The organism is Burkholderia ubonensis, from assembly GCF_001718695.1.
In the GTDB taxonomy this organism is placed as follows: Bacteria; Pseudomonadota; Gammaproteobacteria; order Burkholderiales; family Burkholderiaceae; genus Burkholderia; species Burkholderia ubonensis_B.
Genome location: NZ_CP013420.1, coordinates 908482 through 929461 on the forward strand (window position 1 = coordinate 908482; position 20980 = coordinate 929461).

The window sequence follows — 20980 nt, forward strand, 5'->3', positions numbered from 1 at the left end:
ATCAGTTCTTGTCCTGTGCAAAAATTCCAGAGCTGATTACCTTCGAGCCGACCACCATGCGGCCGTACACCAAAGGCACCGGCTCGCCCTGCGCCGCACTGTTGACCGGCCCATTGAAGTAGTACGACGTTCCGTTGTTCGGGCCAGCGCCGGCGAGCCCGCTCGTCTGCGGACTCAGCATCTGCATGACGCCGCCGAGCATCATCGAAGCGCCAAGGCCGATCAGCGTCGATCCTCCATATGCGCTCGTGAATGCACCAACCACGATCAGCGCGGCCCCGATGATGGTCTGGAACAGGCCGCCGTTCTTGCTGCCGATCAGGATCGGCGCAACGCGAATTTCATCGCTCCCGACCGGATGCTCGAGCTCGTCTTCCGAGACGTTCCGGCGGCCATGAAACACGGCGAATGTCAGGCCGTTGTCCTTGGCGCCCATCATGAATTTCTCGAATCCGGGAACCGTCACACACAGCGCACGCATGGCTTCGCGAGTCGACGAGACGGCGATGCGATGCACGCGGCCGAACTTGGTCCCCGCCACGCCATAGAGGCGTACGGTACGAAGCGTGTCGCTCATTGATTACCCCTTGTAGCGCAACACCGTGTGCAGGCTTTGCGCCCATATGCCGCCCCACACCGTGCGGCCAGACAGGCGCCCGTGCATGTGGTGGATGAATTGGCTGTCGCCGAGATAGACGCCGGCATGGTTGGGCACGCCGTTGCGGCTGCGGATCTGCATCAGCAGCACGTCGCCGACTTCGAGCGGCGCATCGTGCCCCACGTCTTCGAACCCTGCGGCGCGGTAGTTGTCGAGATATAGCGACGAATGACCGTCATCCCACCACTCGTCGCTTCGCTCGAAATCAGGGAGATCAACGCCGCGCTCGAGCCGGTAGTAATCGCGCACAATCGCGTAGCAGTCGTGCACGCCATGCACAAACTGGCGCCCGATGAGCGGCGCGATGAAACCGGACGGCCCGAATTCGCACCAGTCGTCGACGGCGATCAAGCCATCGGCCTGCACACCGAGCGAAACGATGATCCAGCGCGCGATACCGCTCTGCTCACACATCGCCCTGTCAGCGCCGCTCGGGCGCGCCGGCATGCCTGGATGCGAATGAACGAACGCTGCGATCTCGCCCATATCTTCGGCGCGCGCGTAGTCCTCGCCAGACACCGCCATGTCGTCTTCCGGCTTCGGTGCGCGGTTGATGCATGGCAAATAGACTTCGCCGGCGTCAGTCTGGACGATGAAGCCGACGCACTCGCGCGGGTATTCAGCGAGTGCGTGCGCAGCGATCGCAGCCTTGATTCGTTCGTCCATAAAAAAACCCGCCGAGGCGGGTATGTGGATGCAGGTTGAGGAAAGGTCAGGACAGCGTGTCGGAGAGGAAGCCCCCGAACGGAAGCGGGTTGTTGACGCCGAAGCGACACTGGCAGCCGCTCATCTTCTTACTGCATCGGTCGAGCGCTGGATCGCTCACGGGCTGGTCCTTGGCATCGAAATACGCCGTGCCGGTGTAGCCGCAATTTGCGTCCCGATACCGCCACTGGCAGCCGGACGCGATCTGCCGAGCCGGCACTTGCTGGCCGCCAAAGTCGAGCGCCGACGAGAGCATAAAATCGACCTGCGCGTTCGTCTCGCCGGTCTTCTGCTCGATGTACCAAAGCTCAGGCGCCATCTCTTGCGTCGGATCTGCAGTCGGGTTGCCGGACGGGAAATTCACCGAATCCAGATATTTCGTCAGCGTGCGCCGGCGCCGCACCTTCGCGCCGACCATGTCGCCAAGGAAGACGCATAGCGCCGAGATCGTGCCGCCGACGTTTCCGACAGAAAGCGTCGGCGACGGCTGCTGCGCGCTAGACGTGTGCTCGAATCCGCTTGCCTGAATCGGCCACGGCTTGTACTCGTTTCCCTGCCACCAGATCGAGGTCGATTGCAGATGCCCGTGAAAGCGCAGCATATCGCCACCGATTGCAGTGCAATCCACCTCGAATAGCTCTATCAGTGCACCGGGCACGAGTTTCTGGATGTCGGATGCAATCGTCACTTGCCCTCCAAGGCTTCAACACGCAATAGCAGAGCGGCGAACTTCCCCTTAATGTCTTCGACATCCGTATCGATCTCCTGTACGGCTGCGCCAATGCGTGGAACCAACTTCGAGTAGTCGACTGCCTGCGGAGCAATTTCTTGCACCACGTCGATGACGTCACCAGGCTCGACAGGAGTCGGCACGGCTACCACCTGTTTTTCGAAGATCGGCTCTCCATCTTCTCCTTCACCAACCTGCACATCGATGAGCGTCTGCGTAGTCGGATTGAATCCTTGGCGATATACCGGGTGCCAATCTCCCATCGCATCCTTCTCGCCTGTCACCGCGGTCGGGATAATCTCCTGCAACTCATGCGCGATTACATAGTCATGCTGTTCGCCCGGAGTAGCCCTGAATTCACCAGTGTAAAAGCGAATCTTTCGAATAGACGCCCGAGCATTCTCGATCGCCCTGTAATTCTGCTTAAGGCGATAGTCGGAACTCGTATTGAACGCAGTCGTTGCACCACTAACGGAGACAGAACCCGATACGCCTCCACCATAGGTTCCGAACAACAGCGGAGTATTGGCGCTCGAGCTTGGAAGAAAAACAACTCCATTGCCTTGGCTGATGCCAAAATTCTTGACTGTTACCTTGTCGACGTTGCTGGCATCACCGACCGAGAATGCCACTCGTGCAGACGATGCTCCAGAATCGAAAACAGAAAAATTGACTGCGGTTCCTGCACTGTTCACAAAATCAGTCGAGAAGGTGCTCGTAATACTTCTAAGAGACGGAGCATAGCCGTTCGCATTTAGCACGAGAGACGGGCTAACGGTTGCTGCTTGCGACAGCGTAAACGTGTTCGAGAATGTCTTTGCCCCCGTCACTGTCTGAGATCCGGTTATGGAAACCGGATTCAGATTCGCGGAGTCCCATGGAGTTGCCCCCGCGAACGTTGGACGCGCAGAAAATCCGCCGGACGCAGTTATAGCCCCAACAACTACCAACGTTCCGCCGACGGTTTCGTTACCGGCAACCGACAGCGCTCCACCGACCGTGCAGCTACCGTTGACAACTTCATTGTCGCTGTTCGTCCGACCACGCATTAGCACGTTCCATGCGTGAACGCCGTCGGTGTCCATCAGAGCCATCTCACCCGGATTCAGCTTCGATAGCGCGACAGTATCGCCGGACCCTGTTGTGATCGCCAGCGTCACGACGGTCGTGCCGATATTGCGCAGAAGCGTCACCTGATCAGCGGCGCATGTCGAGGCTGCCGGCATGTTGATCGTGCCAGCGCTCGTCAGGTTGATATTCACACGCTTTCCGACGTACGCGCTCGTTAGCGCCTGCGGTGCGGTGATCACCGCAGACGACGTGAGCGCCGCTTGCGTATTAAGCACGTCGACGTTCGAATTTACCTTCGAGAATGCCGAGCGCACGGTATCGCCGTCTGAGCCGGCCGGCGCCGTGCCCTGATTAATTTTTTGAAGTGCTGTCATGATCCGAGGTCGAATGTCTGCGTGAACGTCGCCGTCACGGCATACGTGCCGTTATCCGGGATGGAGTCGGCGTATGTGTCGCACTTGAAAAGCGACTGCTGCCGCAGCGGAGGAGTCCAATAGAACCCGACGCCGACGTGCGCATCGAGGAAGGCGACAATCTCCGAGATCGTGTCGGCGCCGCCGACGAACTGCACCGCGTACGACAGCACACGATTGTTGATTCCATCCGGCACCGTCTGTTCGTACCCGTCGCCGAATTGCGACTTGCGCACGCGCAGCTTTGTCGTTCCGGCATACTGCGCGACGGTGGGAATCCAAATAAAGGTGGCCGGCATTTAATTCAATCCGTTCTGTAGCTTCCACAGCACGCCGCCCTGCCTACGCTCGTTCTGCAACAATGCCTGAACGGCCTGCTTGATCTTCTTGGACAGCTCGGCGCTGTTTTGCTGTTCGGCGGCGGACGTGCCATTGCCGCCCGTTACAGTGACCGGGGCATCGACGATGACCGTCATGCCGTTGCCGGAGCTACCCGAAACCGGCGTCGAGGAACCGACGTAGCCACCCGTCGCGAATCGCGGCGCGGCCGCAACCGGCTGCTTGCCGTTGATCGCCTCGAGCAAGCCGCGGTACTTCGACGTCGCAGCTGCGTTCACCACGAATTCGCCATTCGACAGTCGAGCAATGATGCTGTCGCTAGTGCCACTGCCAGGCCCGGTGATGTATCCGCCGTCCGCATGGCCGGTGCCGAATCCGTTCGTCAGGTTGATCATGTTGTCGAGTGAGTCACCCGGCAACGCGCTCGAGACGGGTGCGGCAACACCGGCATTCGCCCCGAAGAAGCCGCCGATCAGAGAGCCACCGATCGACGCGAAGTTTCCGAGAAGCCCACTGATCGCCGCCTTTGCCGACATGCGCGCGAGGTCCGCAATTACTGAGTTCACCAGCGACGTGAAGCTGAGCTTCCCGGTCTGCGTGAAGTTGACCCAGGCAGACTCCATCCCGCTCGTTACGGTATTGAACAGCTGTTCGGTCTGCTTCATCTTGTTTTGCGACTCGTCCATATAGTTCGCAAGCGCGGTCGACGCGCCGTTGATCCAGTTCGCCTGTTTCAGCTTCAGCGCGGCGTAGTACTCGTCGTAGTCCTGCAGGGACCGCTGCAGCCCGGCCTGAATCTCGCCGGCCGCCTTTTGGTAATCCGGGCCGCCGATCAGCTCCTTCGGCGTCGCCTTATCAAGCTGCTCCTGCAGGCGCTGATATTCCTTGTAAATGGACTTGATGGCCTGGACGTTCTTCAGGGCGTCCGCACCCATCCCGATCGCGCCCAGCTCGCGCGAATACTGCTCAGATTGGCCTTTCTGGAATGCCGCAATGGATTGAGCCAGCTGCGCGGAACGCTCCTGGAGCTTCGCCACATCCTCGCGGTGCTTGACCTCTTTTTCGAGTTCGATGTTCTTCTGCAACTGAATGCGAATCTCGACCTGATGCCCGATCAGGCTTTTCTGATCCTCAGTGAGCGTCTTGCCCTTCCAGTCGCTGATCTGCTGGTTGAACTTGGCGAGCTCCTTTTCGGCGTTCGTCAACTTGTCGGTCGTGGCCAACTGCGACTGCAGTTCTGCGGCCTGATCTCGCAGTTGCTGCAGGAACTTCGTCGCAGCGTCGTCGTGATACGCCTTCGGATGCGCGCCGTTCTCACCCTTCGCGAAATTGATCTGGTTGGTACCCGTTTGCCCCGGCAAATGCGCATCGGGCGCGGTCGTGTCCGACCATAACTTACGCATGAATTGCGAATAGCCTTCGCCCTGCTTCTTGAGGTTTTCATACCCGACCTTCGCCGAGTCGTAGGCCATCTTGAACTGACCCGACGACGCGTAATACGTCACCATCGCAGTGGTCGCGATGACCTCGGATACCTGCTCGAAACCGACCACGACGGTAGCGATCGCGGAGGCCGTGGCCTTCATCACGACGCCTACCGCGTTGTAAAAGTCCATCATCAAGGGCTTCATCGCGACGTTGCCGCTCAGCGCATTGGTGAGGTTGATGATCGTCGGCAGGAGCTGGGCCTTCGCGCTCAGCGTCAAGGCGTCCATCTTCGCCTTCGACAGATCCATCTGCTCCTTGAGGGCAGCCATCTTGGCGATCGTCTCGCCACCGATCACTGCACCGGATTCAGCGGCAGCGGCGCGAAGCGCATCAAGGCCAGCCCGCCCGCGATCGAGCAACGGAATCAGGCTTTCGCCGGATGCACCGAACAACTCGTTCGCGACGGCGGCCTTCGCTGCCCCGTCCGCCGACTGGTGGAACGCGTCGGCAATCTTCGGGAGCAGCTCGTCCGGGCTATTCTTCTTGAGGTCCGCAAGCGAGATTCCGATCGCAGCGAACGCCTTTGCGGAATCCTTGTTCCCGTTGATCGCCTTGTTTTGTGCCTCGCCAAGGCCAGCCAGAGACTTTGTCGCCTCCTTCGTATCGACGCCGACAGACTTCGTTGCGAAGGCCCATTGCTGGATGCTGTCGGTCGAGACGCCCGTCTTCTGGTGCAGGGTCTCGATCTGCTCACCATAATCGGCGAGGACTTCGCGTGCGTGGTAGACGGTGGCCGCTGCGGACGCGATAACGGCGATGAACGCGCCGACCGAGAGCACGCTCTTGGTCATCAGCATCGACATCGCATCCGTCCGCTCACCAAGCACCATGAGGGAGCCGCCGAAATTCTTCCAGTTGCCCTGCGATGCCTCGTGCGCCAGAACGAGAAGCTCGCGCCGGGCGCCGGCTGTCGCAAGGTTGAAACCGTGCGCAGCATGGCCGCCGCCGTTCATGGCCGCCTCGGCTGACTTGATCTTGTCGATGAACGGCTGTGCAGCATCCGATACGCCCAGCTCGGCCGCGCGCAGCTCCATCAGTTCGGCGCGCGTCTTTCCGGCCTGATCGGCCTGCTTCTGGAGCGCGTTCAGCCAGTTTTCGGCCGAACGTGCTGACTTGTTGAACGCCAACAGCGCCTCGTCGCCCTGCTCCTTGATGGCCTTTCGAGAATTCTCGATCGCCGTGACCGTATTGGTCATGCGCTGACGAAGCGTGTCCTGGCTCGTCATGAAATCGGCGGCGCTCTTGCGCGCACGCTCCATCTCGGAGACGTATCCGGACGCATCGCCGGTCAACCGGACAACGGTTTCGTTAGCCACTCGTCAACTCCTTGACCTTCTCGTCAATCACTTCGCCGAACTTCTCCGCCGCGGCGTCCTTCGAGGCGTCATATCCAGGGCGCAAGAAAGGATTCGCGGCCATCTTCGACGTGCCGTACTCGACGAACCTCCCATAGAAGGCATCCTTACTCCACGTCACTAGGTACGTGGCACGAAGCCCGTCGGCCGATCGCTCCTTGTCGTATGCGATCAGGATGTTGTCGCGGAGGAAACCCGGATAGCGCTTCTGCCTCCCGTTTCGGCTCTCCCACGTTGCGATGCCGATCGGCGTGCGCAGCTTCACCTCGTCGAAGATCACCCGCGCGCCGGCGACGGTCGCCTGCCGCAAAACCGACTCACTCGCAACCTGCGAAAGAGCGTCGATTGCTGCAGTCAGGCCTTCCGGGTTTTCGATTGAAAGACTGTCAGCCATGCTTCGCCGGGGACATGCTCATGAGAATCAGCTGCGATTGCGCCTCGGGATCGTCGAGCAGGATCGGCTCGGGCTCCTTCTCCGATGCGCGCCGATCGTTCCACGTGATGAAGTGAAGCGGCTCAAACGGATCCGGCCGCTTTTCCGTGTCGCGGTTGACGTTCGCGACCATCGACGCGATCGTGCCGGCGCGGAGGTCGTCGATATGGCTGCCCCATGGCTCCATGTCGAAAAACGCCATCCATTCGACGAATTCCGCGCTCGTGATGCGCTGCTGCAGCTCGCCTACTGTGCAGCCGAGATGGCCGGCGAGGCGGAACCAGAATCGCCGCTCGGGGCGGCTGCGGAGTTTTTTGCCGCATCCTCCACTGCCGTCGCGGTCATGCCGTTGATCTTCATCGCGGCGTCCGCGATTCGGTCGAGCACGGCGCTGCCCTGCGCGCGCAGCGCGGCAATATCGCCATCGTCGAGCACCGGCTGACCGGCATCGTCAACGACAGTCGCCATCAGCAGCTGAGCCTGCGATTCGCTGATCGCGTTCTTGTCGGCGCCGTCGCGCGCGGCGTAGAAGGCGTCGCGTGCCGCGCCGGTCATTTCTGCGACGATGACCGTCACGCCGTCGCCCCATTCAGGCACATCAACGCGGTCGGTCTTGAGGTGCGGTGCAGCGAGGATCGTCGCCTTGTTGTCTTTCGAGAAAGTCGTCATGGTGTAGATCAATTCCTGATAGTGAGCCGCAACCGCGCGTTACGCGTCGGTCCAGAGGCCGGTGATGATGAGGTTGGCGGTCGACGTCACGACCTTGTCGACGCCGCCGTCCCACGGGAACGATTCGACGTACGCCGGAAACGTACGCGTCTTGCCATTCGGTAGCGTCAAGCGGAAGTTCGTGATTGCGCCGGTGAGGAAATTGGCGCGCAACGCCTGTTGACCGGGGTCGGTCACATCGATGTCGACATCGACGCTGAATTGACCCCCGTCCACCAGACCGGGGCGCGATTCCTTCATCGCGCTGTCGAGGTTGGTCACGTCGATCTTCGCCGGCTTGCCATCGAAGCCCTTGAACGCCTTTGCGTTCTTGACCTTGACCCAGGTATTAGGCGTCGCCGTGCCGCCGCTGGTATAGGCGGTGCCCCCCGTCGTATCGACGTCGACAGCATACGTCCCGGCCGTGACGTTCTTCACAGTCGCCGTGACGCCGTTCAGGGTCGTGTTGCCGAGCAGGCCGGCGAACGTGACGATGTCGCCGTTCTGGAAGCCGTGTGCCGACGACGAGATGATCGTCGGAAACCCGAGCGCCAGACCGGAGATGTTCTTCGGCGTACTGACGCCCGAACCTTGGATTTCAATCTTCGAGCCCTGCGCCGAAACTGCGGTGGATCCCATGTCCATACCTCTCAAAAGAAAATGCCCGCTTACGCGGGCCGGGAATTACGGGGTGAACCAGATCGAGAAATCGAGGCGCGATCCGCGCAGCTTCGTATCTGCCTCATACACGCTTGCTGGCGCGCCGATGCTCGTGGCGTTAATCGGTGGGCCGGTGAGCGCTGCAATCACAGCCTGCATGAGCCGACTTGCGCCGGCGCGATCGTCAGCCCACACATTCAGCTGCATCCGCGAGTTCTGCAGCGCGACGGTGTCGTCGAGGTAGTTCGCCGACTGACCGCCGGCCGCCATGTACGTGATGTACGGTCGCGCCGTTCCTTCTGGCGCGACATCCGGAAAGCAGCGGTGCGTCCCATCGCCATTCGCGACGAGAGACTTCAGTGCGCCGACGACGATCAGCTCGGCCGACAGCGGATTCGCTACGATTGCGCCCGATGGATCACCCATGGTTCGCCCCTACGCTGCACGCCAGGTCGACATATCGCCGTCCGGCGTAATCCGGAAGCACAGCCTCGATGTTGAAGATGCCGCCGTCGTACAGCACGCGCATCGCCGCGGTGACGTCGGTACGCCAGCGAATCCGCATGCTCACCTGCGCCTTGCTGATTTCCTCGCCTGAGTTGACGTATTCCCTGCCGGTCGAGGCGAGCAGGTACGCAGGTACGCCGGCCGCCACGTCGACCCAGCTCGTCAACGGCTGCCCCAGGTCGTCCTGACCGGCCTGCTTGACCTGGATCGTGATGCGCCGGTTGAAATCCCCCGAACGCATCAGGCGTACCCCCAGATACGGTACGGATCGAGAATCTGATCGACATACGGCAGGTCATGCACCTGGCCACGATTGAGAATCGCGACCTCCTCGCGGTTCTCGTACAGGGTCGCGAGGCGGATCAGGATCCACGACTTGATCCCCGCGGGGACAGCCGATGCGTCGCCGTAGCCGGCCGTGAAGCTGATCTGCACCGCGTTCGTCGTGTTGAGCGTGTCGGGCCAATACGTCGCGGTCGCCGGAGTCAGGACACCCGGCTCGCTGATGTTGTCGACGACGTACAGCGATGGGTCCATCGTCTGCTGGTTGCCGAACGCATCGATGTACTTCACCGCATCGACCGACTGCAGCCGCGGGAACGGGATGTCGATCTTGCTGCCGCGAAAGCGGACCGCGTAGTTCCGCATCGTCATCCATGCAGCCGGCAGCTGGTCGACCGGCACGTATCCGGGGATCACTCCGTAGTACGTGTAGAACGGAAACGCGTCGAGGAACAAATCCCACTTCTGCGTGACGAACACGCGCCGGCAGACATTCTCCGCGTGCACGCGCGCAGCGCTGATAAGCAGCGAGATCAGCGTATCTTCGGACGAGTCGATCACGCGGAGGTGCAGCTTCGCCTCCTCCAGCGTGACCGGCTCCTCCGCGGGCGCCTGTGTGAGCCTGATCCCCATGCCTTACGCCGCCGGATCCTGGGCCGCGCCGTCCGCTTCGGCCTGCTTGTTCTCGATCACCGATGCCGCGAGTTCCGCCGCCGCATCCGGATCGGCGAGAGCGACCACTTTTGCGCCCTGCTTCGTGGCGTATTCGACCGCGTCGGGATGGTTGTCGACCGCGCCGGCGTCCGTGAGTGCCTGGATGACCTTCTCCGGGCCCTCGACAAGCTGCTCGCATTTGAAGCCGAGGCTCTCGTTGTCCGAAAGCGCGCGCGCACGCGCGGTTTGCGTCTTTGCCATGATTTACTCCGGGAGGAAGAAGAAGCGGCGAACCGAAGTCCGCCGCGCTCTGAGCAGCAACGCTTACGTCGCCGAGTTGGCGTATGCCTTGACGGCGCCGCCGGCGTCGATCAGGTTGCCGCCGGTCCGGAGGAAGCCGACGAAGCCGATCTGACCGTTCAGCGTGAAGGCCGAGTCGGTCATGCGGAAGATCGTGAGGTCCATCACGTCGCGGATCACGTACTTCGACATCTGGCCGAAGAGGATCGATTTCGCGTTCGCGGCCATCACCGGCATGTGCTGGTTGATGGTGATCGGACGACCCATCAGGCGATCCGGCGCGCCACCGTTGACCATGGCATCCGCTTCGTAGCCCGGCACGAAGATCGGTCGCCCCTGCGCGTCCTTGATCTTGCGGACGACCTTGACCGACGAGTCGTGCATCATGTAACCGACGCCTGGCATGTTGCGATAGGCCGGATCGACCGAATGCTCGAGATCGACGAAGTCGTCGTACACGATGTTCAGCGTCTGTCCGGTCGCGCCGATCTTGCCGGTGCCAACTGCCGTGACGATGCCGTTCGGTTGCGTGACGCCGTCGCCGATCGTGAAGTGGCGGTTCTGGACGCGGCCGAGGCGCATCGCGAGCAGGCTCTGGATGTACGCCTCGATGTCGATGAAGCTGTCCTGCACCAGTTCGAACGGCAGCGCGATCTTCTTCGAGCTGTACTTGAACACCGCCAGCTGCAGGTTATTGAACGCGGTGTCCAGGCCGCTCACCGGGACGTTCTGGCCGACGATTTCGCCTTCCTCGCTCGTCGGATCGGTTGTCGGGAAGTTCATCGTCGCGCCGGTCGCAGTACGGATCGCGTGCGCAACGGTCCGCATGCCGCCGTACGCCCTCATCGCGATTTCCAGCGAGCGCTGGTACTCGGTCGCAACCGTGAAGCCGCCCTCAGTGCTCGTCGTGGTCGACATGGCGTTCCGGATGTCCGGCGTCTGGCGCGCAAGCATGCGTGCGCGGTCTTCATCGGCCATGTTGGAGATGCCGCCCGCCATGAAGGCACGCAGTGCGCGCGATTCATCGCCATGCGCGCCCGGCGTGCGCGTCGCTGCGTTCAGCGCTGCAGCGTGCTGTGCAGCGGGGTCATCAGCTGCGAGCTGCACGCGGCGATTCTCGCGCGCGATGTCGGTGTCGATCGCCTCGATTTCGGCCAGGATCGCATCCATGCGCTCGGCGTCGGCCGCCGGCATGCGCTGGTCGGCCGGGTACTTGTTGTTCAGCTCGTTCGCTTCCTTCGCCTTCTGGTTGCGCAACTCGCGCAGCTGTTGCAGCTTCATGTGACTCTCTCCGTTCAGGGTTGACCGCTCGCGCAGGTCGTAGGGACGAAAAAAAACCGCCCGAGGGCGGCTGATCTCAGTTGCGCGAGGCGCGTCACTGATGGTTGATGCAGTTCAGCATGCGGAGGCGCTGTTGCTGACGATGTCGATGCTCGGCGGTGATTGCGTCGATGCTCTCGGGCTGCTGCCGTGCTTCCGGCTTCGGCGCGTTCGCGTACGCGCTCAGATCCCAGGACGCCTGAACCTTCTCGGCGCTTTCGGCAATTCGATCGGCCAGGCCGATTTCGACGGCCTCTTCGGCCGTGAACCACGTTTCGGCTTGCATCAGCGTCTTCATGTCGTCAGCGCTCTTGCCCGAGCGCTTCGCATACTGACTGGCGATGACGCCGTCCGTCTTGTCCAGCAGCGCCGCCACGGCCGTCATATCGGCCGAGTTGCCGATGGCGATCGTCCATCCGCAGTGAATCATGTACATCGCGCCGTCCGACATCTCGACCTCGTCGGCGGCCGATGCGATGATGGTTGCCGCGCTCGCGGCGTAACCGTCGATGTGCGCGATCACCTTGGCGCCGGTGTCGCGGATTGCCGCACAGATCGCCTGCGCCGCGAACACGTCACCGCCCGGCGAGTTGATCCGCAAATGGATCGTGCCGCCGTTGATCGCGCGGATCTGCGGAACGAGCGACTGCGCCGAGACGCCACCCCACCATTCCGCCGTATCGTCATCGGGCACGATGGCGTCATAGATATAGATGGTCACGTCATCGCCCTGCACCGCGAACGCGCGCGGGCGTCCCTGCCGACGATTCTTCGCCAACAGTTGAATCAGCTTGCTCATGATGCTCCTTCGTCAGGTTGACCGCCCGGCTTCGGCGCCGTCTCGGTCGCCGGTGCGGGTTCAGCCACGTTCGCCGTTTGGGCGACCCCGCTGTTGATCGTGTTGCCGCCCTCCACGGGAGGCAGAAGCTTGATGTGGCGGACCTCGTTTTGAGTCATCCAGCCGGGTTCGCCAGCGCGGCCGAGCGCGATTCGGAGCGCTTCGTTCTCACTCTTGAGATCGCCTCGCTCCATGCCTGAAACGTCGAATTCGACGAAGAATTTTTGCCGAGTCGGCCACAATTTCCGGTTGAATTCCTGCTCAAACTTGCGCAAATCGCGCAAAAGCGTGAATTTCACGAAGCCGCGCCCCATGTTTTCGAGGCCACTTCCCCACGACGTCGTTTTCTCGGTCGATCCGACCATGAACGGCGGAACACCGAGCACCCGGCAGATCTCCTCGAGGCCCCATTTGCAGGTGTCGAGGATTTGCGCGTCAACCGGCGACATGGTCAGTTCCTGAACCTTCAATCCGCCGGTGAGGATCGCCGGAAGGTGCGAGTTTGCGACGCCGCTATGGCGCTCGCCCCATGTCGCGCGGAGAAGCTTCGCTTGCTCCTCTGTCATGTTGCCGTCGGTCGTCAGCGCGAAGTCCGGGCGGGCTCCATTCGAGAAAAATCGCGCGCTGTACTCAGCCGCCGCGAGCGACGTCCCGACAGACTGGCGAGCTGCATACGTGATCGGGCTCGGGCTGCGAATCCCGTCGTAGCCGAGGCTCGGGATATGGATGATGTCAGCCGGATGCAGGATGTACTCGGCGCCGACAAGTGGCTGCACGCGGTAATACAGATCGCCTTGACTGTCGCGGAACGGGAAAACGCGCAGCGGGTGGTGCGCCTTAAATCCCGTCACCAGGTTGCTGCGAAACGACGGCCGCACGATCTCGGCGAAACAGTCGCCGTAGAACAGCCGAGCCGCGACCATGTACTCCCAGAACACTGCTGCGGAAACGTCCGCGTCGGGCTGCTCATTCAGGAGCCACCAATACGGATGCTCGACGCGCTCCCGGCCCGTCGCGGTGCGCTGATAGACCGGCATCGGCAGAGTCGAGATCGCGCCCGCGATCAACGCGACGCACGCGTAGACCGCCGACACCTTCATCGCGGTCGTCTCGTTCACGACCGGGCCGGCGTTGCTGATCGCACCGCCGCCGATGATGTTCGCCAGCTCCTGAACGGTCAGGCTCTGCCGCGTCTCGTTGATGTTGTTGATGCGCCCCGTCGCCTCGGGCCCATGCTGCGCGCGCCAGGCATTGAGCACCGACGAACCCGGCGTCCGGGCCTTCGCCTGCGCTGCCTTGAATACCGCTTCGCTCATAGGATCACAATTCCAGGTTTCGGTGCCGACTGCGGATTCAGGCTGATCAGGGATACCGCGTTGAAGGTCGCCATCAGCGGATCGATCTTCGCGGTGCCGCTGGCCTGCTTGGTGATCAGGATCGCGTTGCCGCGCGGCTCGACGCGCGCGTTGCCGACGCACCAGTTCATAAGACGCTGACCGCCGTGAAGCAGGCCGCCTTCGGCGAGCTTCCGCTCGGTCGTCTTGATCGCGCCAGTGAGTTTCCAGCCCTGCGAGATCGCGAGCACCTTATCCTCAGGCACATCGGCATCGACGAGTGCGTCAAGGATCGCGCCAATCCCCGCAGGGTCTACGCCGACTCTGTCGAGCAGACCTGATCGCTCGCACTGCGCGACGTACCCGGCCAGTTCGTCGACGTCGTCGCCGATCACCTCGACGAGCGTCAGGTCGCCATCCTTCGAAAAGTCCTCGAAGCGCGCGGCCTCGGCCTTGCGTCGCTCGAGCACCGATGGATGCGCCCACGCGTGCGTCCAGAGGAGCCAGTTTCCTGTACCGGTCTCGCGCCCGGCCACGGCCAGACCGAGCAAGTCGTCGAGGCCGCCGCCGTCGATGCCGACGTCGATCACCTCGGACCGTGCAATCAGATCCTCGAGCGAGAGCCGCTGGACGCCTTGCCTCTCCCAGTAATCGGCGCCAGCCCACCGGTCCGACCGGAGCGCGAGCCCGATTTCGACGTTGGCGTGCTTCGCGAGGAAGCCGCGGAACGACTCTTCGCCGCCCTCCTTCGCCTTGCGGAATTCGCGCTCCAGAAACGCTTGGTCGACCGAGTAGCCGAGGTTCGGATTGACCATCCCAAGGTTTTCGGAGAGCAGGTGCTCCTTCCGCTCGACCATGTCCGGCGGATGCTCGAAGATCACCGGCACGAAGCACGGATCGTGAATCTTCCCGTCGCGCACGTCGCGCGCATAACGCAGCTTCTGCAGGAACACGCCGGCCGGCGGATCATCCGATTGCGTCGTGAGGTAGATCACGAACCCTTCCGGACGCGATGCCAGGCCGCCGATCGCTTCGCGCAGCATGTTCTCGGCATTCGCCTGCTTGCCGAACAACCACACCTCATCAACCAGCGTACCGACGCTCTTCTTCCCGCCGACCGTGTTCGAATCGGCCGCCACCACCTTCAACGTCGCGCCAGTCGTTCGGTGCGTGATCGTCTTGATGTGCGTCTGCACCTGGAAGAGATCGTCGAGCTCCTCCTCATGCTTCACCATGTCCCGGCTCGGCGCGAAGCTGTTGTTCGCGACCTCGATCGTCGGGGCGAGGATTGCGTACTCCGCCGACATGCGCCAATTCAGGATCATGGCCGTCATCATGATCCCCGCGGCAAGCGTCGACTTGCTGTTCTTCTTTGGGATGCAGACGAACCACTCAGTAATCAGGCGCCGGCCGCTCTCCGCGTCATAGGCACCGAAGATCGATGCGACCAGATCAAACACCCACTCCGCCGACGATTCTCCGAACGTCGGGCTACCCGGCGCGTCGACGATCTTCAGCTCCTTGAATACAGCGAGCGCCTGCTCGGCCTGCTCCGGGAAGATCGGCGGGGGAATGATCGACCTCCCCGACTTGAGCCGTTCGGCCCAGTCCGGACATGCGGTTGACCATTCCATGCATCACTTCCTGTTGTTGACGACGAGCTTCGGGGGCGTCAGTGCGCCGAATTTGCTGGCCGCCTTTTTCGCGGCCTCCGCTTGCGCATCCTTCTTGCCGCCCTCGCCGAGCTTCTGGTGCATGAACGGCATGAGGGACTTTGCCGCGTCGATGCGCAGCTTCGGCTCGGTGAGCTGATCGTTCATCGCCGCGAGCAGGAAGTCTTTCGGATCCTTGTAAGTGAGGATCGCGGCCAGATCGAACCCGGCGGCGACCGCCGCTTGCGTGACCGGGTCGTCTCCCGCCGGCGGTGCCGACTTCCGCTTCGGCGCGGGCTTCTTTTTGCGCTCCGCGAGGTACGCCGCGACGTCCTTGTCTTTAACAAGGCGCGACCCGGCCGCCGACGCCGTCTTAGCGCTGTAGCCTGCCGCGATAGCCGCGTCCTTATTGGACTTGCCGGCTAAAACAGCATCGGCGAACTTCCGCTTTTTCGCTGTTAAAGCCATTAACAAAATCCTCCAGGGGCGATTTTTTCTCCGCGTGGGAGGTCGGGCGGTGTCCCGCGATGTGCAACGCCAGACTTTCGACACCCCCCGCCGCAAATGCGAATAAATCGCATTCACAGGCGCGCCGTACGGCTGCGCGCCTCCTCAGCCGTCTTCGCCTTGTGACAGTCATCGCAGAGCAGCTGCAGGTTGCCGTCGTCGTTGCTGCCGCCTTGCTCGAGCGGCACGTCGTGATCGACCTGATCTCGCCACGGCAACCACACGCAGCCGCAGCGCCGACACTTGAACTCCTGCGCGACAGCGATGCGCTGCCGCGTCTTGACCCATCGACTACCGCGAATGCGCGGCGTCGTGCCGGCCTTCGCTTCGAGCATCGGCACGCGCGTGGCTGTCAGTACCTGCACGCGCGGCTTGAGCGTCGTCAGCTTTCGACCCATTGCTTCAATGCTTGCGGCTCAAACACCTGCAGGCTGAGCGACAGCACGCACCAACGCCATGATTCCGGTCTGAATGTCGGTCTTGGCGATCGCGACCCAGCGGTGCGGCTCAGCTGCCTCGAAGCGCTGAAACTCACGGCACTCGTCGGTCGCCCCCTGCGAGATGTCGACGCCGAGTCCCTCCGGCCGATCGAGTGAGCGCTGCGCGTCGCTGCGCTTCGTCGCCCATTGCGTATCGAGCAGATTTTTCAGCTCGAATTGCAACGAGATCAGCTCGGCGCCCTTCGCCTTGATTCGGTTCATCAGGTCGATCTCGGCGGCCGATAGATCGCGATAGCCCTTGATGTGCTTGTGCTGGTTGTCCATCTGAACTCCAAACGCAAAAAGCCCGCTTGCTTTCGCTTGCGGGCTTCGTGTTCGCACCATCGGTACGGTATATGAAAACGGACTATATGGCGGGGATTTCCGCCAGTCAAGCAGTTTCCGAGATGAGCATGCCAATTTCGTCGAGACGCTCGCTCAGCTTCGTCAGTCCGTTCCTCTCGAGATCCTTGATGTAACGCCGGATCGCTGCCGCGTGACGTTCGGCCGTGCGCGGCGGAATCCCAAGGTTCTCTGCAACGATGTTGACGTTCTCCTTCTCGCCGAAGTACTTCATGATGACCGCGCGCCGAAACTCCTTCACGGGCGGAACAGGCGTCAATGCCTCGCCGACGTGATCTGCAAGTTGGCTAACCGCCTCGTCAAATTGCTTCGTGATCTTCCAGCCGCGGCAGCATGCGAACCCACAATTGCATTGCTCGCTTCGCTTGATCTTGCTCGACACAAGCGCGACGAACTGCCAGTAGTCGAGTCGGTGCAGTTCGGCGAACACCATGCCCGCCTGGCCGGCGCCGTCGAGGCCGATCAGCCCGCGCCCGCTTCCGTACGCACCGCGTTGCAGGATCTTCGCCATCGGCGACAACGCGTATTGCTGGTCACTGTAGTTGCATGCGAAAACGATGGCCTCTTGCGGGCTCTTGAATATGCCTTCGTGTTTGACCGCTTGCATGCTGGCTCCTTGTGTTTTCATCAATTTCGATATTTCGTTTTTGCCTGCGGGACGTCAGAACACGACCGTGAAGTTGATCCCGTAATACGACAGCCACTCGACCAACTGCCATCTGATCGCCTGCAGTCGCGGGAATGGAAACTCGATCTGCTGCGGCTTTTCCGGCTCACTCTGGCCGATGAGCGGGCAGCCTTCGAACGCGATGAGTGTCGCGCCCGTTAGGCTGTCGATGCGTTGCGCGCTCGTTTCACGCAGATGAGTCGGCACGTCGGCGATGTCGATGTATGCAAATGCGGTCACGCGTTTTCCTCCACATTCCATTCAAGGTCGCCGCTCGCGAGAAACGGCGCGAGGGTCTTTGCATTCCAGTTCACCGGCACCTCAACCGGATATGTGCCGTCCGGATTCCACGCGTGCGGCGCCGCCTGATCGCGGTACTTGTCCGGCACGATCACATCTGCGTAGATCCACGCCGGCACTGGCTTCGATGGAATCCCCTGACGAACCGGGCCGCGCAAGCGAACCGCACGGCATTCAAACGTCGCCCAATTCGCGCGGTAGTGGCGCCAGTGGCGCACGGCCGGTAGAGCCATCTTCACGACAAGTCGCACGCTTCCTCCTCAATTCCCATCTTCCGGGCGCGCACCTGCACCCATTCTTCAAATGCCAGATCCCACACATCGAACTTGACCTGCCTCGGCGTGCCGACGCGGTTCTGATCGATCCATGCGTGGCACCGCACGCAGCCCGGAACCGTGAATTCGTTTTTCGCCTTTAAGTTGCCAGCCTTGCCGTGGCGCCCTTGATTCGAATGGCACGGGACCACCGTCTCGTCGAGCGGATTGAGCCGGCAGACGCCCGGCACGCGGAGATAGCACGGTTCGCCGCGGCAGGCCGCAAGATACTTCGCACCTTCGGCGACAGTAGGTTTCTTGATCCGGCTTTTGATCGCGGTCCGGTGCTCGAGCGTCGCGCGAGACGCCAGGCTACTGAACGGCGAACCCGGCTTGCGCTTGAAGCCGGTCGACTTCAGCGGCGTCTTGCGCTGCAGCGGTGCAGATCGCTTCAAGCTGTCACCTCGTCGCGCCGTTGCTCGTGCTCGATCTCCGGCTCGCCGCGCAGCGGCGTCAAGCACTCGTCGCAAATACCCGTGATCTTGTACGAGCGGCCCGCATGCCAAAGCCAGATTGGCTCCTCTATCGTCCAGACCGCCTGCTCGTCCGCGGTCGTAACGCGCACGATGCGGCCGAGCACTTTCTTCTCGATCGCCGTGCGCGCGCCGCGGGTCACGATAGCCAGATCACCCGGTTTGCAGTTCATGCCGCCTCCATCCGCTCGATCGCGTCCGAGCTCAACACTGGAAATTCGCCCGCGAGGCCGACCAGGTGATGCGCCTGGTACACACGCAGGCCGAGACCGCGCGCCACCACGTGCTCGATGTTCGCTCCACGGGATCGCTCCCAGCCCGGCAGCAGCGCGATACCGTCGCAGTCGACCAGTTGCTTGATGTCAGCTCGCATGCATGAGAGCCAGTCGGCACCCGAATTCGCATTGATCTCAGCCGGATTCACGATTTGGAAGCCCAGGCCGCGCAGGCGGGATGCCTCGGCATTGAATGCTGGAAAGTTCAGCTCCGGATACCCGCTCATCGGGCCGGCGAGATAGAGCCTCATGCCGCAACCCTGCCGACGTCGACCATTGCTCGCATCGCAGGAATCACGACGCTGAATGCATCGTCGAATGCCGCCCGACGTTGAAGCGTCGCCGCATAAGCCGGCGTTACCTTCCAGTCGGCAGATGACGGAAAGGGCTTGCCGGTAAGGCGATAGGTGAAGCCATCCTTCCGCCGGGCGCCCTGCTTGACGTATCCCAGCTCGACGAGCCTTCTCACCGGCTTCTTGATCGTCTCGATGTTCGCATCGAGCTTGTTCGCGATCGCCGCCATGGAGATCCCCGGATTGTCGCGAAGACATTCGCAGATGCGGCGCGACGTGAAGCCCATCTTTCCTTCAGCCATCAAACCTCCTTGATCGTGATGTCGTATTTCTCCAGCATCTGCTTGCGCTTCTGGATGTACGTACGGTTCTTCCGCGTCGCCACGGACTTCACGTCCTCGACGACCTGCTTGCCCGTCGCGACGTCGAAATAGACGAAGTCGGCGACATACTTGGATACCCGCTCCCACGTGCCGTCGTCGCGCTGCTTGCGATCGGTGAGAACAAACGGGACCTGCAGCTGCAAGTTGCGAATGACGCCGGCCGCCTGCAGCTGGATCAGGTGGAACCAGCGCGAGCGCTCCTTCTCGCTGTCGAATTTGATGCCGTTGTGCTCGCACCTCGTGTTGCGGTATTTCGGCGTGCGCTTCGGCTTCGCCATCGAAAGCGGCACCGGCGCGAATGGGTCGAGCCTGTCGGCGATCTCATCGAAACTGCTGTCGACCTGCGGGTGGTTACCCGTGGCCTCATAGATCCGTCGCTGCGCTGTGGTCATCGTCGGCCGCGCGTCATCGCGCACGCGCGCAGTGCCGACCGTCTTCGTTCCGGCCGGGACGACCAACGGCCAGGGTGTCCGCTTCGTCATGCAGCCTCACGCTGCGCGATCTGGTCGCGCGGAATATCGTTGAGGTACGCGTACAGGTGCTCGCCGCGCTCTTCGCTCTCGCGGCTGACCGCGGCGAGCAGATGCTCCATCCACGGCCCAGGGCCGAGCGTCTTGCAGACCTTCGCCTTGAACTGCTCGAAGTACTGGAACCGCGCTACATCGATGCCCAGCCGTTTGCCCTGGTCGCGCCAGCCAGCCTCGGTTCCCCACCATCCGTCAGCGGCACCGCCAGCCGCGCTCGCAGCGTCGGCAGCCTTCGCCTCCCAGATCCCCGTCCAGCCGCGCAGCACAGACTCGTCGATCGCGTCGACAACGCTCATGCCCCGACCGTGGATCTGCTCGAGCTTCTTCAGCGACACGCGGGCCGCCGGACGCGTCCAAGGGATTCCGCTCTTGCCGGTCGTCTTCGCCTCGCGGTGCTCGCACCATGCGTCCCATGCCTCGAACGGGAGCCAGTCGGGAAGTTCGAGGTTCAGAAGTTCGGCATGCAACGCAACTCGCGGCGCACGCCGCGCGGGTTGATGGTTCTCTGACGGTTCTTTGGTGGTTCCTGATGATTCGGGTGCAAAAGCTTTGCACCCTTTAGCGCTGTGTTTTGCACCCTTTACGTCGTCAGTTGCGCCCTTTATGTCGTCGTTTGCACCCTTTCCATTCGGTGCAGTTTTTGCGCCCTTTGAACCCGCCGAAATGGGTGCAAGTTCTGCGCCGTTTATCCATTCTTGGCTGATCCGATACTCGCGGCAGTTGCCGCGGCCCCCCTTTGCCTGACCGACAAGAATGAGCCAGCCGGTCTGCTGCATGCGCCGGAGTTGGTACTGAACAGCCCGTGGCGACTGGCGCGTCTTCTTGGCGAGCGTCTCCACGCTGGGATAGATATGCGAGCCGTCGTCATGCGCGTGATCGGCGAGCGCAAGCGCGAGAATCATTTCGCCGCCGCCATCTGGGTAGCGCTCGAATACGGCGTTCATCACCTTGA

30 protein-coding genes are annotated in these 20980 nt (G+C 61.9%); all 30 read right to left on the reverse strand.

Annotated elements, in window-relative coordinates; genetic code table 11:
* Position 1 precedes the first annotated feature (1 nt).
* The 30 genes from WJ35_RS04065 to WJ35_RS04215 all read right to left on the reverse strand — a co-directional run bounded on the left by WJ35_RS04065 (position 2) and on the right by WJ35_RS04215 (position 20972).
* Positions 2-577, reverse strand: coding sequence for a tail assembly protein (locus WJ35_RS04065; protein ID WP_069238779.1), 576 nt, complete (start codon positions 575-577; stop codon positions 2-4).
* Positions 578-580: 3 nt separating this feature from the next.
* Positions 581-1324 (reverse strand): C40 family peptidase, encoded by a 744-nt coding sequence (locus tag WJ35_RS04070; RefSeq protein WP_059694696.1) that lies wholly within the window; start codon positions 1322-1324, stop codon positions 581-583.
* A 46-nt stretch (positions 1325-1370) separates the two neighbouring features.
* Positions 1371-2051 carry a phage minor tail protein L gene (locus tag WJ35_RS04075; RefSeq protein ID WP_059694698.1) on the reverse strand — a complete coding sequence of 227 codons (681 nt, stop codon included), beginning with the start codon at positions 2049-2051 and terminating at the stop codon, positions 1371-1373.
* Positions 2048-3538 (reverse strand): tail fiber domain-containing protein, encoded by a 1491-nt coding sequence (locus WJ35_RS29505; RefSeq protein ID WP_080484223.1) that lies wholly within the window; start codon positions 3536-3538, stop codon positions 2048-2050. The genes WJ35_RS04075 and WJ35_RS29505 overlap by 4 nt, the downstream gene beginning before the upstream one ends.
* Entirely contained in the window at positions 3535-3876 is a 342-nt protein-coding gene (locus WJ35_RS04090) for a phage tail protein (RefSeq protein WP_069238781.1), read from the reverse strand. Before WJ35_RS04090 ends, WJ35_RS29505 begins: the two co-directional genes overlap by 4 nt.
* Positions 3877-6720 carry a phage tail tape measure protein gene (locus WJ35_RS04095; protein ID WP_155121855.1) on the reverse strand — a complete coding sequence of 948 codons (2844 nt, stop codon included), beginning with the start codon at positions 6718-6720 and terminating at the stop codon, positions 3877-3879. It abuts the gene before it with no gap.
* On the reverse strand, positions 6713-7153 hold the full coding sequence (locus WJ35_RS04100) for an HK97-gp10 family putative phage morphogenesis protein (RefSeq protein WP_080484224.1): 441 nt from the start codon (positions 7151-7153) through the stop codon (positions 6713-6715). Before WJ35_RS04100 ends, WJ35_RS04095 begins: the two co-directional genes overlap by 8 nt.
* On the reverse strand, positions 7146-7394 hold the full coding sequence (locus WJ35_RS04105) for a phage tail assembly protein T (protein ID WP_034193081.1): 249 nt from the start codon (positions 7392-7394) through the stop codon (positions 7146-7148). Before WJ35_RS04105 ends, WJ35_RS04100 begins: the two co-directional genes overlap by 8 nt.
* A gap of 44 nt (positions 7395-7438) precedes the next feature.
* Positions 7439-7861, reverse strand: a complete 423-nt coding sequence (locus WJ35_RS04110; RefSeq protein ID WP_034193080.1) for a hypothetical protein — start codon at positions 7859-7861, stop codon at positions 7439-7441.
* A gap of 39 nt (positions 7862-7900) precedes the next feature.
* The gene (locus WJ35_RS04115; protein ID WP_034193184.1) at positions 7901-8539 is read right to left on the reverse strand and encodes a phage tail tube protein; all 639 of its coding nucleotides are present in this window, start codon (positions 8537-8539) and stop codon (positions 7901-7903) included.
* 45 nt (positions 8540-8584) lie between these two features.
* Positions 8585-8986, reverse strand: coding sequence for a DUF3168 domain-containing protein (locus WJ35_RS04120; RefSeq protein WP_051974404.1), 402 nt, complete (start codon positions 8984-8986; stop codon positions 8585-8587).
* Entirely contained in the window at positions 8979-9308 is a 330-nt protein-coding gene (locus WJ35_RS04125) for a phage head closure protein (protein WP_034193079.1), read from the reverse strand. Before WJ35_RS04125 ends, WJ35_RS04120 begins: the two co-directional genes overlap by 8 nt.
* Complete coding sequence (locus WJ35_RS04130) at positions 9308-9982, reverse strand: head-tail connector protein (protein ID WP_069238783.1); 675 nt, start codon at positions 9980-9982, stop codon at positions 9308-9310. The genes WJ35_RS04125 and WJ35_RS04130 overlap by 1 nt, the downstream gene beginning before the upstream one ends.
* A 3-nt stretch (positions 9983-9985) precedes the next feature.
* Entirely contained in the window at positions 9986-10264 is a 279-nt protein-coding gene (locus WJ35_RS04135; protein WP_034193077.1) for a hypothetical protein, read from the reverse strand.
* Positions 10265-10327: 63 nt separating this feature from the next.
* Positions 10328-11584: a phage major capsid protein gene (locus tag WJ35_RS04140; RefSeq protein ID WP_059461710.1), complete on the reverse strand. Its 1257-nt coding sequence runs from the start codon at positions 11582-11584 to the stop codon at positions 10328-10330.
* A gap of 94 nt (positions 11585-11678) precedes the next feature.
* Complete coding sequence (locus WJ35_RS04145) at positions 11679-12422, reverse strand: head maturation protease, ClpP-related (protein ID WP_230459670.1); 744 nt, start codon at positions 12420-12422, stop codon at positions 11679-11681.
* Entirely contained in the window at positions 12419-13777 is a 1359-nt protein-coding gene (locus WJ35_RS04150; protein WP_059568126.1) for a phage portal protein, read from the reverse strand. Before WJ35_RS04150 ends, WJ35_RS04145 begins: the two co-directional genes overlap by 4 nt.
* Entirely contained in the window at positions 13774-15429 is a 1656-nt protein-coding gene (locus WJ35_RS04155; protein ID WP_059723478.1) for a terminase large subunit, read from the reverse strand. Before WJ35_RS04155 ends, WJ35_RS04150 begins: the two co-directional genes overlap by 4 nt.
* Positions 15430-15432: 3 nt before the next feature.
* Positions 15433-15915, reverse strand: coding sequence for a terminase small subunit (locus WJ35_RS04160; RefSeq protein ID WP_069238785.1), 483 nt, complete (start codon positions 15913-15915; stop codon positions 15433-15435).
* A gap of 113 nt (positions 15916-16028) precedes the next feature.
* Positions 16029-16352 carry an HNH endonuclease gene (locus WJ35_RS04165; RefSeq protein WP_069238786.1) on the reverse strand — a complete coding sequence of 108 codons (324 nt, stop codon included), beginning with the start codon at positions 16350-16352 and terminating at the stop codon, positions 16029-16031.
* Between the two features lie 18 nt (positions 16353-16370).
* Complete coding sequence (locus tag WJ35_RS04170; RefSeq protein ID WP_069238787.1) at positions 16371-16718, reverse strand: DUF7681 family protein; 348 nt, start codon at positions 16716-16718, stop codon at positions 16371-16373.
* A 106-nt stretch (positions 16719-16824) separates the two neighbouring features.
* Positions 16825-17403, reverse strand: a complete 579-nt coding sequence (locus WJ35_RS04175; protein ID WP_059461704.1) for a hypothetical protein — start codon at positions 17401-17403, stop codon at positions 16825-16827.
* 54 nt (positions 17404-17457) lie between these two features.
* Positions 17458-17703, reverse strand: a complete 246-nt coding sequence (locus WJ35_RS04180) for a hypothetical protein (protein WP_034193070.1) — start codon at positions 17701-17703, stop codon at positions 17458-17460.
* Positions 17700-18014: a hypothetical protein gene (locus WJ35_RS30995; RefSeq protein ID WP_131929091.1), complete on the reverse strand. Its 315-nt coding sequence runs from the start codon at positions 18012-18014 to the stop codon at positions 17700-17702. The genes WJ35_RS04180 and WJ35_RS30995 overlap by 4 nt, the downstream gene beginning before the upstream one ends.
* Positions 17999-18472, reverse strand: a complete 474-nt coding sequence (locus tag WJ35_RS04190; protein WP_420480898.1) for a nuclease domain-containing protein — start codon at positions 18470-18472, stop codon at positions 17999-18001. The genes WJ35_RS30995 and WJ35_RS04190 overlap by 16 nt, the downstream gene beginning before the upstream one ends.
* Positions 18469-18723, reverse strand: coding sequence for a hypothetical protein (locus WJ35_RS04195; RefSeq protein WP_059461701.1), 255 nt, complete (start codon positions 18721-18723; stop codon positions 18469-18471). The genes WJ35_RS04190 and WJ35_RS04195 overlap by 4 nt, the downstream gene beginning before the upstream one ends.
* The gene (locus tag WJ35_RS04200; RefSeq protein ID WP_069238788.1) at positions 18720-19076 is read right to left on the reverse strand and encodes a DUF4406 domain-containing protein; all 357 of its coding nucleotides are present in this window, start codon (positions 19074-19076) and stop codon (positions 18720-18722) included. Before WJ35_RS04200 ends, WJ35_RS04195 begins: the two co-directional genes overlap by 4 nt.
* The gene (locus WJ35_RS04205) at positions 19073-19420 is read right to left on the reverse strand and encodes a winged helix-turn-helix domain-containing protein (RefSeq protein WP_059495995.1); all 348 of its coding nucleotides are present in this window, start codon (positions 19418-19420) and stop codon (positions 19073-19075) included. The genes WJ35_RS04200 and WJ35_RS04205 overlap by 4 nt, the downstream gene beginning before the upstream one ends.
* The gene (locus WJ35_RS31735) at positions 19420-19983 is read right to left on the reverse strand and encodes a DUF1064 domain-containing protein (RefSeq protein ID WP_069238790.1); all 564 of its coding nucleotides are present in this window, start codon (positions 19981-19983) and stop codon (positions 19420-19422) included. The genes WJ35_RS04205 and WJ35_RS31735 overlap by 1 nt, the downstream gene beginning before the upstream one ends.
* On the reverse strand, positions 19980-20972 hold the full coding sequence (locus tag WJ35_RS04215) for a helix-turn-helix domain-containing protein (protein ID WP_069239396.1): 993 nt from the start codon (positions 20970-20972) through the stop codon (positions 19980-19982). Before WJ35_RS04215 ends, WJ35_RS31735 begins: the two co-directional genes overlap by 4 nt.
* Between the last annotated feature and the right edge of the window lie 8 nt (positions 20973-20980).